A 13,702-nucleotide genomic window follows, 5' to 3' on the forward strand; every position below is an offset into this window, starting at 1 on the left:
CGCCCCGTTGGGGGACCATGGGCGCCTTCACCTGCCCGCACGACGGGAGCCGACCATGCCGCCCGAACCCGGCCCGCAGCCACCGGGCCCCGCCTCCGCGCAGACGGGGGCGCGGGCCGCCGCCGAGGCCGCGTACGCCGACTGGGTGCTGAGCGGCGGCGCGGCCGAGCGGCTCGACGCCGCCCGGGACGCCTTCCGCGCCCTCGGCGACGGCTTCCACGAGGACGGGACCCCGGTCGCCGGGAGCGACGGCCCGCCCACCCCCGCCCTGCGCGCGATGGCCGGAGTCGTGCGGTACGCCGCCTTCGAGGCGGCCGGGGAGGTGGCGCAACTCCCGCCCGCCTGGCACCTGCTGGACACCGGACGGGCGGCCCTGGAGGCAGCCGGGGCCGACTCGGCCGAGGACGAGGAGACGCGCCGCCTCCTGCGCGCCTGCCGGGTGCTGCGCTGGCACGCCCTCTGCCTCCTGCTGGAGGAGACTCCCGCCGCGATCGACCCGGCCGCCTCGCCCGACGACCTGACCGCCGAGGCCCTCCGGACGGCCGAGGAGGTGGGACCCCTGCTCGCCGAGGACCCCGGGGACCGCTACCGCTGGCACCTGGGGCAGGGCCGGCTGCACCGCCTGAGGCTGACCCTGCACACCACCGAGGAGACCCGGGACCGCGCCCTCACCCACTACCGCGCCGCCCTCGACACCGGCTGGGAGGCCGCCGACCGGCACTGGACGGCGTACCTCGGCGCCGAGATCCGCGCGCTGTGGGCGCTGCTGCGCACCACGCCCGACCCCGGCGAACTACGCGCCGCCGCCGAGGAGATGAGCCGCTTCCGCGAGGAGCACCTCGCCCGCTCGGCCCAGGGCGGCACCCCGCCCGAGCCCTGGGCCCGCGACGCGGCCACCTACGCGGCCCAACTGCACGTCAGGCTCTGGGGCGTCGCCCAGGACCCCGCCCAGGCCGAGGCGGCCGAACCCTACGTCCGGGCCTCCCTCGACGGAGCCCCGGACGGGACCCACACCGGGCTCCAGCTCGGCATCTTCGGCCAGGTGCTCGCCGAGACCGGGGGCCGCCGCTCCGACCCGGCGGCCGTGGACGAGGGCGTCGCCGTGCTCCGGCGGGCGCTGCGCCGCTGGCAGCCCGAACGCGACGGGCCCTCCCTCACCCCGGCCGCCCTCATCACCGGCCACCAGTTCTTCCTGTACCAGGGCGACCAGGCCCCCGCCCGGCTGCACGACGTGGCCCTCGGCGTACGCCACCTCCTCGCCGCCGAGGCGGACGGCGCGGCGGGCCCCGAGTACGCCGGTGCCCTGGCGTTCGCAGCCGTCGCCGGAGCCTTCTGCCGCGAAGTGCTCAGCGCTCAGGGGGAGTTCGATCCGGAAAACCCCGATCACGCCGCTCTCCCGGAGTCCGGGGAAGGCGGCATCCTGGGACGCCTCGGTGACGCGATCACCGAGGGCAGCCTGCCGTTCAGCACGCCGACCGCCCTCACCGACCTCGTTCCCGGCGTGAGCCGGACACTGAGCGACACCGGCCCCGGCGACCGGCTCATGGAGAGCGAACTGGCCCGCTGGCGGGCCCTGCCCCCGGGCCGCCGACGCGCCGAGGTCGCCCTGGGCCACCTCGCCCTGCGCCCCATGGTCGACCCGGCCGGCACCCGGGTCACCCCGGAACTCGTCCGGGAGTTCTCCGCCTGCGTCCAGGCCGAGACGGACGCGTCGCCCGACGACCCGCGCTGGCGCCGCCGCGCCCACGGCGTCCTCGCCTTCGCCCTGTACTCGCTCGACCTGGACGGTGCCGGACAGGACCTCGACGCCGCCATGGACCACGTGGACGCGGCCTCCCGCGCCCTGGACGAGTTGACCGCCCGCGGCGAGGCGGGCGAGCGGGAACGTACCGAGCTGGACCACCTGCGCCTCCAGATCCAGGGCCACCGGGGCCGGGTCCGGGGCAGCAGGGACGATGTCGCGGCCGCCCGCGCCCTCTGGCAGGACGTCCGGGAAGGCCCCGGCATGCAGCCCTGGATCCGGACCCTCGGCGAGATCCAGCGGCTCGCCGAAGCCGTGCAGGAGGACCTCCGCCTCCACGGCGACCAGGCCGCCGCCGACCGCCACCTGGACCAACTCACCGCGCTCGTCGCCACTCTCCCCGAGGACCACGCCAGCCGCCCGGAGGCGCTCCAACTGCTGGAGTCCGCACGGGCGATGCGCGCCGCCGTGGCCGGCGGCGAACGGTCCGCCCCGGCCACCCCGCACGACCCCACCGTCCACGTGTCGGTCTCCGAACGAGCCGCCGCCCTCGGCGCCGTCGGCATGACGGCGCTGTTCGACCCCGCCGTCATGGACGACCCGGCCCGCGCCGAGGAGGCCCGCGCCGCCCTCGCCGAGGCCCACCGCCTCTCCGCCCCCGGCGGCGACCGCGCCCTCCGCTTCGCCGGTGCCCTCGCCCACGCCCACGCCGTCCTCGGCTTCCAGACCACCGACCCCGCCGAACGCCGCCGCCACCACCGGCGCGGCGTCGACCTGCTCAGCGACGCCCTGCGCGCCGCCGGCGGACCCCAGCACCGCCTCCACCCCTCCCTCGGCATGTCCCTCGCCCGCCTCCTGCGCGAAGGCCCCGGCGCCCGCCCCGCCGACCGGGCACGCGCCCGTGAGGCCGGGCTCGACGCGCTGCGCGGCCACGCCTGGGCCGCGCTGCTCCAGACCGGCACCACCGACGCGGCCGACGTCGTCCGGGACGCCGCCGAGGCCGCCCGGGACGTGGCCTGGTGGGCGCTGGCCGACGGCGCCCTCGACGACGCCGCCGTCGCCCTGGACGCCGGACGCGGCCTGCTCCTGCACGCCGCCACCAGCACCGGCGCCGTACCCGACCGCCTCCGCGCCGCCGGTCACGCGCCGCTCGCCGACGCCTGGGAGGCGGCCGCCGCCTCCGCCCGCCCCGCCGCCGCGGGCCCGCACGCCGAACCCGACCGGCGCACCGGCGTCCCCAGCGCCCTGCGCCACAAGGTCTTCGACGCGCTGGGCGCGGCGGACCTCCCCGGCGCCCACCTCCTCGACCCGCCGAACCGCGAGGAGACCGGCCGGGCCCTGCGCGCGCTCGGCCGCGACGCCCTGGTCCACCTCGTCCCCGCCGGACCCGGCTCCGTCGGCCACGCCCTGGTCGTCACCGGCCGAGGCGAGACCCACCTCGTCCCCCTGCCCCGGCTCGACGCCGACGCCGAGGTCCTGCGCGCCTACGCCGACGCCACCGGCGCCCCCACCGACACCCGCGACCTCGGACCCGCCGGACCCGCCCGGCCCGACACCCGCACTCTCCTCGACCGGCTCTGCCACTGGGCCTGGTACGCGGGAATGGGGCCGCTGCTCGACGCCTTCGCCCCGGCCGGGCGCGTCCCCCGGCTCGTCCTCGTCCCGGCCGGGCGGCTCGGGCTGGTGCCCTGGCACGCCGCCTGGCGCGAGGAGACCGGCGGGCGCCGGTACGCGGTGGAGCGGGCCGAGTTCTCGTACACCGCCTCGGCGCGCCTGCTCTGCGAGACGGCCGGGCGCCCCGCCGGGCCGGACACCGGCGGCGGGCTCGTCGTCGGCGACCCCACGGGGGACCTGCCGTACGCCGGTCAGGAGGCGGACGCCGTACGGCGGGCCTTCTACCCCCGTGCCCGCTACCTCGGCCGGTCCGCGCTGGGGGAGCCCGACGGGACCGGTACCCCGGCCGAACTCCTGGCCTGGCTGCGTGATCCCGGGGGAGACGCCGGTGGCGTGCTCCATCTGGCCTGCCACGCCACCGTCAGGGCCGACCGGAACCGCACCGCCCAACTGCTCCTGCGCGGCGGGTCGCTCTCCGCCGAGGAACTCACCGACGCCGTGGCCGCCGTGCCCGGGCGGCTCGGGCTCGTCCTCCTCGCGGCCTGCCGCAGCCATGTCTCCGGGCGCGGGCACGACGAGGCGTTCAGCCTCGCCACCGCCTTCCTCGTCGCCGGGGCCCGCTCCGTCGTCGGCTCGCTCTGGCCGGTGCCCGACGAGGCCACCTCCGTCCTCATGTACCTCATCCACCACCACCTGCGCGTGGACCACATGCCCCCGGCCCGCGCCCTGCGCCAGGCCCAGCTCTGGATGATCGGCGCCGTCCCCGCACTCCCGCCCGGCCTCCCGCCCGAACTGGCCGCCCGCGCCCGGCGCGTGGACCGCCGCGACCCCCGCAACTGGGCCGCCTTCACCCACCTCGGGCACTGACCCGCCGCAGGGCCCGGCCGAAGCGGTGACTACGTACGGTTCCCGTGTCGGCCGGACGTTCTGCGGTGTCGGCGGGCGCCTCTTCCCGTCGGTGACTCCTCCCGGGCAAGGCGGCCAGGAGGACGGCGCCGAGGGCGAGCAGGGCGGCGGCGACGGTGAGCGCGAGTGAGAAGCCCTGCGTCACGGCGCTCCGGAGGCCGGCGTGCGCGGCCACGACCTCGCTGTGGCGCGCGGCCAGAGCGACCAGCACCGCCACCCCCACGGCGCCGCCGACCTGTTGCACGGAGCTGAGGACGGCCGAGCCGAGCCCGGCGTTCTCCTCGGTGGTGCCCGTGAGCGCGGCGACGGTCAGCGCGGGCAGACCCAGTCCGCAGCCGAGGCTCGTGACGAGCATGCCGGGCAACACGCCCCGGACGTAGGCGTCGTCCGCCGCCACACCGGACAGCAGCAGCAGTCCGGCCGCGCTGATCAGGAACGACAGGACGAGGGCCGGGCGCACGCCCAGCCTGGTCACCGCACGGGCGGATAGCCACATGCCCGTCAGGATGCCGGCGCCGTAGGGCAGGTAGGCGAGGCCGACCGTGAGCGGTCCGTAGCCCAGCACGGTCTGCAGGTGCACCATCAGCAGGAAGGCCATCGCGTACATGGCGGCGGAGAACAGCAGGGTCGCCCCGTTGGCCACGGCGCGGAACCGGAAGGCCAGGAACGACAGGGGCACGAGCGGCTCAGCGGTGCGTACCTCGACCGCGACGAAGACGACGGCCAGCAGCACGGCGAGGCCCAGGGGCCCGAAGGCGGCCGGGTCCGACCAGCCCGACTCCCCGGTCCGGAGCAGTCCGTAGACCAGGGACACCAGGGCGCCGGTGCCCAGTACCGCGCCGGGCACGTCGAGGCGTACCGCGTGTCCGGCCCGGCTCTCGGGGGCCAGGCGGGGGAGCAGCACCACGGCCGCGAGGGCCACGGGCAGGTTGATCAGGAAGATCCAGCGCCAGGAGGCGAGGCCGGTCAGAGCGCCGGAGATCACCAGGCCCGCCGTGCCGCCGAGACCCGCGACGCCGCCCCAGACGCCGAACGCCCTGGCGCGCTCCTCGGTACCGGGGAACAGAAGGGTGATCAGCGCCAGCGCGGCCGGGCTGGCCATGGCCGCTCCCGCGCCCTGCACGAAACGCCCGGCCACCAGCTGCCAGGGCTCCTGCGCGAGCCCGCAGACGAGGCTCGCCGCACCGAACAGCGCCACGCCGGTCAGGAAGACGCGTCTGCGGCCCAGCAGGTCGGCCATGCGGCCGAACAGCAGCAACAGCCCGCCGAAGGCGAGGAAGTAGGCGTTGACGACCCAGGCGAGCCCCGCGGTGCCGAAGCCGAGGTCGTCGCGGATGCTGGGGAGCGCGACACTCACCACGTTGTCGTCCAGGACGAGCATGAACTGCACGAAGCACAGCACCACCAGGGCCGGCCCGCGGCGCCCGGCGGGGTGGTACGTGCTCGTGGTCGGCACCGTCTTCACCGCGCGCTCCCCGTCCGTCCGAGTGGCCCGTTCACACTGCGGCAGCGCCCGTGGCGCGGATGACTGATCGGCATGAAACGACGCTATGCACGGCCCGCGCCGGCCGCGATGCGCTACAGGGCCACGTCATGTCGCATGGGGGACATACGCTGGAGCCATGACCGATGCCGTCGTGGGGGACGTCCCGGCCGGAGTGGGCGCCATCGTCGTCGGGAACTTCAGGCTGGAGTCCGGGCAGTGGTTCGTCCCGCACAGCCACCCGCAGCACCAGCTGGCCTGGGCGCGGCGCGGGGTGCTCGGCGTCTCCGTCGGCGATGCCTACTGGGTCCTGCCCCGCACACGGGCGCTCTGGCTGCCCGCAGGAGTGGTCCACCGGACCGGCGCGACCCGCGACGCGGTGCTGTGCAGCCTCTACTTCGCACCCCACAGATGCGCGCGCAACTGGCCCGAACCCACGCCGGTCGGCGTCGACGGGCTGCTGGCCCACCTGATGGTCCACCTCGGCGACGAGAACCTCCCCGACGACGCGCGACTACGCGCCGAGGCGGTCGTCCTGGACCTGCTGCGCCCCTTGCCCGCCACGCCCATCGACGTACCGACTCCCGCCGACGACCGCGTACGCGCCGTGGCGGACGCCCTTCTCGCCGACCCCGCCGACTCCCGCAGCCTTGAGTCGCACGCACGCGCCGTCGGGGTGAGCCGACGCACCCTGACCCGGCTGTTCGTCCACGACACCGGCTTGACCTTCGACCGCTGGCGCACCCACGCCCGCCTGCGCGCCGCCCTCCCCCTCCTCGCCGAGGGCCAACCCGTCTCCCGCGTCGCGCACACCGTCGGCTACGCAACCCCCAGCGCCTTCCTCGCCGCCTTCCGCCGCACCGTCGGCACCTCCCCGGGCCGCTACCTCAAGGGCGACACCCCACCCTAGGCAACCACCGCGAAGAAGCGAGCAAGGAGCGACGGCCTCTTCCCTCCTCCGGCGGTCGGCCGCGTACGAGACCGTGGGGTGGGGTCGTGTCGGGGTGCCCCCGCAGCAAACTGCACACACGGCCGCCTTGAAGCGACTGACCCCCCGGCACGGTCGAGACGGAGCCCGGCACCCAACAGCCCGGCCGGCGCCTGAGGCCATCCCAGCGGGCCCGAGCCCCCGAAAGCCCCGCCGCCACCCAGGAAGCGCCCACCCCCCGCCCAGCAAGGCTGCTGGAATGAAAGAAGCCCAACGCCCAACGGGACCAAGCAGAGAGCTCACAGCCAGGCTTGTGAGCGACTGGGCGCTGGTGCCATTCTTCCGCCATGTCACGCACCGACCAGGCGGACCACGCGACGCTCATGGAGGAGGTGCGGGTGGTACGGCGCGCCGGACTGCTCCGGCTCAGAGAGCTGAGCCTGCCCGCCCTCGCCGCCCTGGCCGAAGCCCGCGGCGGCCCGCCCGCACGCGGCCGCCACCCGGTCGAGGCGCTGCTCCGCGAGGCGGTCTCGGCACTCGGAGGCGGCAGCCTCCAGAGCGCCGCCGAGTACACCTTCGGGCTGACCCCGGGCACCCGTGACTGGGCCCCGGCCGACCGGCGGAGCCGCGCCGCCCAGGAGTACGGCGTCAGCGTGGAGCGGTTCCGCAAGCATCACGAAGTGGTGATCTTCGGGGAGGTCGTCGACGGGGTGCTGCGGGCGGCCCAGGAGCCGCCCGGCTCCCCCTTACCGGTGCCCGCCGCCCGGCCCGGCGAGCGGCGCCCCGGCGTCCGGCGCACCGGCGCCCGGACGGACGTACCGCCGAGCCACCGCACGCTGCGGGTCCGGGTGGCGGGCCGGCACCGCGCGGTGGTGCTGCACGTGCACTGCGTGAGTCTGCTGCGGGACGTGGACGCCGTCGTCTCCCCGGTGAACACGCATTTCGTCCTGCCCGCCGCGTACAAGTCCTCGGTGGCGGCGATGCTCCGTCAGGCGGCGGCCCGGCTCAGCCCGTCGGGGGACGTGCTGGCCGACCCGGTCCACGACGAGCTGGTCCGGTGGACCGCCGACCGGGGACTCGACGGCCGCGCCGCCCGCCCGGGCACGGTCGCCGTCACCGGCACGGGCGCCCTCGCCGACCAGGGGGTGCGGCTGCTGCTGCACGCCGCGGTCGCGGTACCGAGACGGGGGACCAACGACTACGACGTCCACCCCGACGACGTGACCCGGGCCGTCACCCAGGTCTTCGCGCGCCTCGCCGAGGAGCGCCCGCGCCACCGGCCGCCGCTGCGCTCCGTGGCTCTGCCGCTGCTCGGTGCCGGGCGGGGCGGCCTCGCGCCGGGGGAGAGCCTGCGCGCTCTGTGGGCCGCCGTCGAGGCCGAGACGGCGCGCGACCCCCGCTGGGCGGTGCACCTGGTCGTCCGCGACCACGACAACGCCGACCTGGTCGAACGCATGCTGACCGGCCATGTCTCCCCGCCCCCGACGGCCCTCCCGCGTCCGGGAGCCTCCCGGTGAACCCGGACGCGGTCCTCGCGGCGGCCGCCGCCGCCTGGGCGCGGATCGGCGCCGGGCTCACCCCGGCCGACCGTACCGCGCTCGGCGAGGAACTGGCCCGCCGCCGCCGGGCGCCCGGCCCCGCCGCACACCGGGCCGCCACCGAACGGGCGGCGGCGCTCCTCGCCACCGGGCTGCCCGGGGAGTTCGGCGCGGGCGGCCGTTCCGTGGCCCTCCCGGTGGCCGACTCCGGCACGGTTGCCGGGTTCACCGCGGACGACCTGGCCGTACTGCTGCTCGACGGCAGCCCCATGGCCGGGCCCGTCCTGACCGCCGTACGGGAACGGCTGCTGGCCGCACCCTCGGTTCCGGCGAGTGAAATGGCGGGCGGGGAGAGCGGGTTGATTCTGCTGCCGGCCGAGGACGGACGCCGGGTGCCCCGGTTCCAGCTCGCGCCCGACGGGGCGGTCCGGCCGGTCGTCCTCACCGTCAACCGTCTCCTCGACGCGGGGGCCGACCCGTGGGGCGCGGCCGACTGGTGGCTCTCGCCCCACGCCTGGCTCGGCGCACCTCCCGCCGGGCTCCTGGGAACGCCAGCCGAGGCCCAACTGCCGGATCTGGCCCGCCTGTTGACAGAGGTGTACTGACGCGTGCCCCGTTACCAGCCTCCGCCCGCGCCCGCCGCCCCGCTGAGCGGCCTCGTACTGCCCGCCGGGACGCTCCTGCACCGGGTGCACAGCACGGAGTTCGCCCCGGACGCCTTCAACCCCGTGCCCGCCCACTGCCTCTACGGGGGTGGCCGCTTCGACAGCACCGGCTGCGAGAAGTACGGCTTCCTGTACGCGGGGCTCGGGCCGCTCGGCGCCCTCGGCGAGACCCTGCTGCGTCCGCTCGCCTTCGACCCGGCGGGCGGGCCCCGGCTGCTGCCCCGCACCGCGCTGCGCGACCGGGCCGTCTCCCGGCTGCGTACCACCGCCGACCTCTCGCTCGTACCGCTGACCTCGGCCAAGGAGCTGGGGGCCGTGCACCAGGACACCTGGCTGGTCCACGCGGAGGCGCCCGACTACCCGTACACGCGGGACTGGGCGCACTGGATCAGGCGGCACTCCGGGCCGTGGGCGCAGGGGCTGCTCTGGCCGTCCAAGCGTGACCCGGCCGAGGAGTGCGTCGTCCTCTTCCACGACCGTTGCCCTGAGGGGCTGTTGGCGGTGGAGGGCGATTCCCTGCGGCTGGACACGGCCGAGGGCGGGGCGTGGCTGGACGCCTGGCTGGAGGGGCTGCACGTGCGGTCCGCCCCTCGCTGACCCGCTCCCGCTCCCGCCCGCGCCCTTCGGAGGTGGCCATGAACGATGCCCTGGAGATTCCGTCCCCGGCCGAGCTGTACGCGGCGTACGAGGAGGTCGTGGCCCAGGCGCGTGCGGGCGGGGCCGGTCAGGCGCCCGCCCGGTGGGCCGACGCGGGACGGATCGCGTACCTGCTGTACGTCGCCTCGCAGGACACCTCGGCGGCCCGGCTCTGCCAGGAGGCGTACCGGCACCTCTTCCCGCCGCCCGGCACCGAGGCCGCCTCGCCGGGCGGGGCGGAGGTCGACGCGCTCCCGCGCCACCGGGTCCTCGCCGCCTTCGCCGGGAACCAGGTCCATGCCGACGGTGAGGGCGACCGGGACGCTCTCGCCCACAGCCTGGCCCTCGCCCACGACGGGCTGGACGGGCTCGACCCCGACGACCCGGCCGACGTGGAGCTGATCCCCGTGGCCGTCTTCGTCCTCGGCCACGGCGGCTACCGCTTCCTGGAGCGTTACGGGCCGCCGGGCGACGCGGAGGACGCCCTGCTCCTGCTCGACGAGGTCCGGGACGCGCTGGAACTGCTGCGCGGCCGCCCCGGGTTCGAAGGCGACGAGCAGCAGGCGGAGCTGGGCGACATGCTCGGCCATGTCGCCCTGCTGCGGGTCGAGCGGACCGGCGACCGGGAGACCGCCGAGGAGGGCCTGGCCCACTACCGCGCCGCCCGGTCCCTCCAACCGGACCACCCCCGCAACCGCCGCCTGGCCTACGCCTCCGCCCTCTTCCCGCGCGTCCTCGCCCACTTCCACGGCGACCCGGACGCCCTGCGCCGCTCCCGCACCGAGGTGACCGCCGCCCTCGACGAGGCCCGGGGCCTCCCCGAGGAGGAGGGGTGGCAGTGGCCCGCCCGCGTCGAGGCCGCCCGGACCGGCGCCGAACTGGTCCTCGGCGTCGGCGACAGGGGCCTCGCCGGGACCGTCGAGGAGGAGATCACCGGGCTGCTGGACGACCCGAGGGCGGGGGAGTTCGGCGCGGCCACCGCCGAGCTGCTCGGCCGGCTCCTCCACCACCGCGCCCAGGAACGCGCCGACCAGGCGGGGCTCGACCGGGCCTGCGGGCTGCTCCGCCACGCGCTGCGGCGGTGGGACCTGGACCGGCCCGCCGCCCACCCCTGCTACCTGCTGGCCATCACCCAGCAGAGCCGCTACCTGCGCGACCCCCGCCCCGAACGGCTCACGGACATCCTCCTCGCCGCCCGCCGGATGCGCGCCGACGCGGCCTCGTCGGGGCGGTGGGGCGAGGAGGTCGCCGAGCTGGGCCCGCTCGCCGACAAGCTCGGCGGCTTCGCCCGCGAACTGCTCCTCGGCCACGGGTGGTCCGCGGACCACCCCGACCTGGTCCCCTTCGCCGGGGTGGACTGGCAGGCGGAGCTGGGCGACATCGTGGCCCGCACCCGGGAGGGCCGGCTCGGGATGGACTTCTCCGACACGCTCCAGGACGGCCCGTACCCCGGCAGCCTGCCGGACATCGCGCAGCTCACCGGTGACCTCGGGGAACGCGTCGAGGAGTGGGGGCGGCTGCCCGAGGGCCCCGAACGGTCCCGGCAGGCCGCTGTCCTCATGGGGACGCTCAGCCTCACCGACCCGCACCACGCCCACCTCAGCCAGGAGCAGCGCGACCGGCTCGCCGAGGCGGCCTCCGCCGGGCCCGACGGCACCGCGCCCGACCCGGGGCTGCGCACCCAGCTGGAGGCGCTGCTGGCCATGAACGCCCTCCACTCCGAGCAGGGCGCCCCCGGCCTCGACGCCATCCTCGAACGGATGGCGCGGGCCCGTGCCGCCGCCGACCCCGGCACCGGGAAGCTGCTCGGCGTCATGGAGGTCCTCGCCACCGCCCGGCGCGCCGGGGCCAGCCGCACCACCGACGACCTGGAGGAGGCCCTGCGCGGCTGGGAGGAACTCCGCCCCGGCCACGGCCTCGGCGAGGTGCTCGGCGAGCTGATGGACGCCCAGGTGACCGCCCTCGTCCGGCTGCCGCTCGCGCTGCGCCACCGCGACCTGCCCGCCGTCGACGACTGCCTCGGCCACCTCCAGGAGACCTTCGACGGGCTCCCGCCCGGCCACGACGCCCACGCCGAGCTGGCCTCCCAGCTCGCCCTGGCCCGCGCCCAGCGCGACTCCCTCGCCGCCTCCCTCGGACTCCCCGCCGACGACGCGCACGGCACCGCCCCGGCGCCGGACGTCGCGGAGGTCCGCGAGGCCGTGGCCCGGCTCTCGCGCGCCGAACGGGCGGCGGCCCTCGCCTCGCACGCGAGCGGCCGCCTCGCCGTGCTCGCGCGGGACGACGGGGCCGGCCCGCTGGAGGAGGTCGAGGCCCTGTTCCAGGAGGCGTACGAGCTGGTGGAGGAGAGCAGCGACGACCGGCTCCAGCACGCCTTCGGGCTCGCCGCCGTCCACCTCCTGCGCGCCGTCCGGACCGGCACCCCGCTCCCCGCGCGCCGCACCGCCCAGCGCGCCGCCCTCGACCTGCTCGGCGAGGTGCTGGCCGGCGCGAAGGGCCCCGAACACCGCCTGCACGCCGACGCCGCGCTCTCCTACGGCCGGACCCTGCGCACCTGGACCGCCACCGCCGACGACCTGGCCCTCTCCCGCCGCGCCGGCCTCTCCGCCCTGCGCGGCCACGCCTGGCGGGCCCTCGTCCAGTCCGGCACCGCGCACACCACCCTCGCCGCCCGGGACACCACCGACGCCGCGCTGGAGGTGGCGGGCTGGTGCCTCGCCGACGACGCCCCCGAGCAGGCGTTCAAGGCCCTCGACGCCTGCCGGGGCCTGGCCCTGCACGCCGCCGTCACCACCTGGTCCGTCCCGGCCCGGCTCCGCGCCGCCGCCACCGCCGGGCCCGGCGCACCCGACCCCGCCCTCCTCGGCCTCGTGGCGGACTGGGAGGCGGCCGTGCGCCCCACACCCGGGCAGGAGACCCCGTCCGTGCCCTCGGCGCTGCGCCGCCGGGTGCTCGACGCCCTCGCGGCCCACGGCGGCAGCGGGGACCGGCTCCTCGAACCGCCCTCGCCCGACGACGTGGCCGAGGCGCTGCGCCGCGCCGGGCACGACGCGCTGGTCTACCTGGTGGCGGGCGGCCAGGGGCGGGGCGGCCACGCCCTCGTCCTCACCCGCAAGGGGGAGCTGCACACCCTGCGCCTGCCGCGCCTGAACGAGGACGCCCCGCCGCTACGGGCCCACCTCGACGCCCAGCAGCACGCCGCCCGCGACCTCGGCCCCGCCCCTGCCGCCACACCCCCGCCCGGGCCCGCACCCCGCCGCACCCTGGACGACCTGGCCGCCTGGGCCTGGCCTACCGCCGTCGGCCCGCTCCTCGCCGAACTGGCCCCCGCCGGACGGCCGCCCCGGCTCGTCCTCGTCCCCATGGGCGCCCTCGGCGTCGTCCCCTGGCACGCCGCGTGGACGGGGAAGGGACGGCGCCGATACGCCCTCCAGGAGGCCGAGTTCAGCTACGCCGCCTCCGCCCGGCTCTACTGCGAGAGCGCCGCCCGCGCGCCCGCCACCGGGACCGGGCCCGCCCTGGTCGTCGGCGACCCCACCGGCGACCTGCCGGGCGCGGGCGAGGAGGCCGTCGCCGTCCACCGCGCCTTCCACCCGGACGGCCGCTACCTGGGGCGGCGCACCGCCCCGCCCCCCGACGGGCCGGGCACCCCCGCCGAGGTGCTGGCCTGGCTCCGCTCGACCGCCGGGGCCGGGGCGCCGCCCGGCGCGGGGGTGCTGCACCTGGCCTGCCACGCCACCGTCACGCCCACCGAACGGCACAGCGCCGGGCTGGAACTGGCCGGCGGGCGGCTGACCGCCGAGGAGCTGACCGAGGCGGCCGAGGCGGCCGGGGCCCGGCTGGGCCTGGTGGTCCTCGCCGCCTGCCGCAGCCACGTCTCGGGCCGGGGCCACAACGAGGCGTACAGCCTCGCCACCGCCTTCCTCGTCGCCGGGGCGCACACGGTGCTCGGCTCGCTGTGGCAGGTCCCGGACGACGCCACCTCCGTGCTCATGTACCTGACCCACCGCCACCTGCGGGAGGGCGACCCGTCCGTCGCCGCGCTGCGCCGTGCCCAGCTCGTCCTGGTCGACCCCGGCCGGGCGGGCCTCGGCGAGCTGCCGCCCGCCCTGGCCGCGCGGGCCGCCCGGATCGACCCGGACGACCTCACCGGTTGGGCCGCCTTCGCCCACCTGGGGCGCTGAACCCCGG

At 77.3% G+C, this 13,702-nt stretch carries 6 protein-coding genes and 1 pseudogene; 6 read left to right on the forward strand and 1 reads right to left on the reverse strand.

Translation table 11 applies throughout. The features are described from left to right. Nucleotides 1–55: 55 nt before the first annotated feature. Nucleotides 56–4,222: a CHAT domain-containing protein gene (locus IF45_RS0122990; RefSeq protein ID WP_030309294.1), complete on the forward strand. Its 4,167-nt coding sequence runs from the start codon at nucleotides 56–58 to the stop codon at nucleotides 4,220–4,222. A gap of 29 nt (nucleotides 4,223–4,251) precedes the next feature. On the opposite strand, the pseudogene IF45_RS0122995 reads toward IF45_RS0122990, so the two are convergent. After that, nucleotides 4,252–5,726, reverse strand: a pseudogene (locus tag IF45_RS0122995) (MFS transporter). 157 nt (nucleotides 5,727–5,883) lie between these two features. Between IF45_RS0122995 and IF45_RS0123000 the strand changes: the two are divergent. The 5 genes from IF45_RS0123000 to IF45_RS0123020 all read left to right on the forward strand — a co-directional run bounded on the left by IF45_RS0123000 (nucleotide 5,884) and on the right by IF45_RS0123020 (nucleotide 13,695). Further along, nucleotides 5,884–6,654, forward strand: coding sequence for a helix-turn-helix domain-containing protein (locus IF45_RS0123000; protein ID WP_030309300.1), 771 nt, complete (start codon nucleotides 5,884–5,886; stop codon nucleotides 6,652–6,654). Nucleotides 6,655–7,019: 365 nt separating this feature from the next. Continuing rightward, nucleotides 7,020–8,189, forward strand: coding sequence for a macro domain-containing protein (locus IF45_RS0123005; RefSeq protein WP_030309303.1), 1,170 nt, complete (start codon nucleotides 7,020–7,022; stop codon nucleotides 8,187–8,189). Then, nucleotides 8,186–8,815, forward strand: coding sequence for a hypothetical protein (locus tag IF45_RS0123010; protein ID WP_030309305.1), 630 nt, complete (start codon nucleotides 8,186–8,188; stop codon nucleotides 8,813–8,815). Before IF45_RS0123005 ends, IF45_RS0123010 begins: the two co-directional genes overlap by 4 nt. Before the next feature lie 3 nt (nucleotides 8,816–8,818). After that, nucleotides 8,819–9,472 (forward strand): RES family NAD+ phosphorylase, encoded by a 654-nt coding sequence (locus IF45_RS0123015; protein ID WP_030309307.1) that lies wholly within the window; start codon nucleotides 8,819–8,821, stop codon nucleotides 9,470–9,472. Between the two features lie 38 nt (nucleotides 9,473–9,510). Next, nucleotides 9,511–13,695: a CHAT domain-containing protein gene (locus IF45_RS0123020; protein WP_030309309.1), complete on the forward strand. Its 4,185-nt coding sequence runs from the start codon at nucleotides 9,511–9,513 to the stop codon at nucleotides 13,693–13,695. Nucleotides 13,696–13,702 lie beyond the last annotated feature (7 nt).

Source organism: Streptomyces albidoflavus (assembly GCF_000719955.1).
GTDB lineage: Bacteria > Actinomycetota > Actinomycetes > Streptomycetales > Streptomycetaceae > Streptomyces > Streptomyces albidoflavus.

Bases quoted from the DNA above. Each gene is read 5' to 3' on its own strand.
- IF45_RS0123020 (WP_030309309.1), top strand. From the start codon at position 9,511: ATGAACGATGCCCTGGAGATTCCGTCCCCGGCCGAGCTGTACGCGGCG.
- IF45_RS0122990 (WP_030309294.1), top strand. From the start codon at position 56: ATGCCGCCCGAACCCGGCCCGCAGCCACCGGGCCCCGCCTCCGCGCAG.
- IF45_RS0123000 (WP_030309300.1), top strand. From the start codon at position 5,884: ATGACCGATGCCGTCGTGGGGGACGTCCCGGCCGGAGTGGGCGCCATC.
- IF45_RS0123005 (WP_030309303.1), top strand. From the start codon at position 7,020: ATGTCACGCACCGACCAGGCGGACCACGCGACGCTCATGGAGGAGGTG.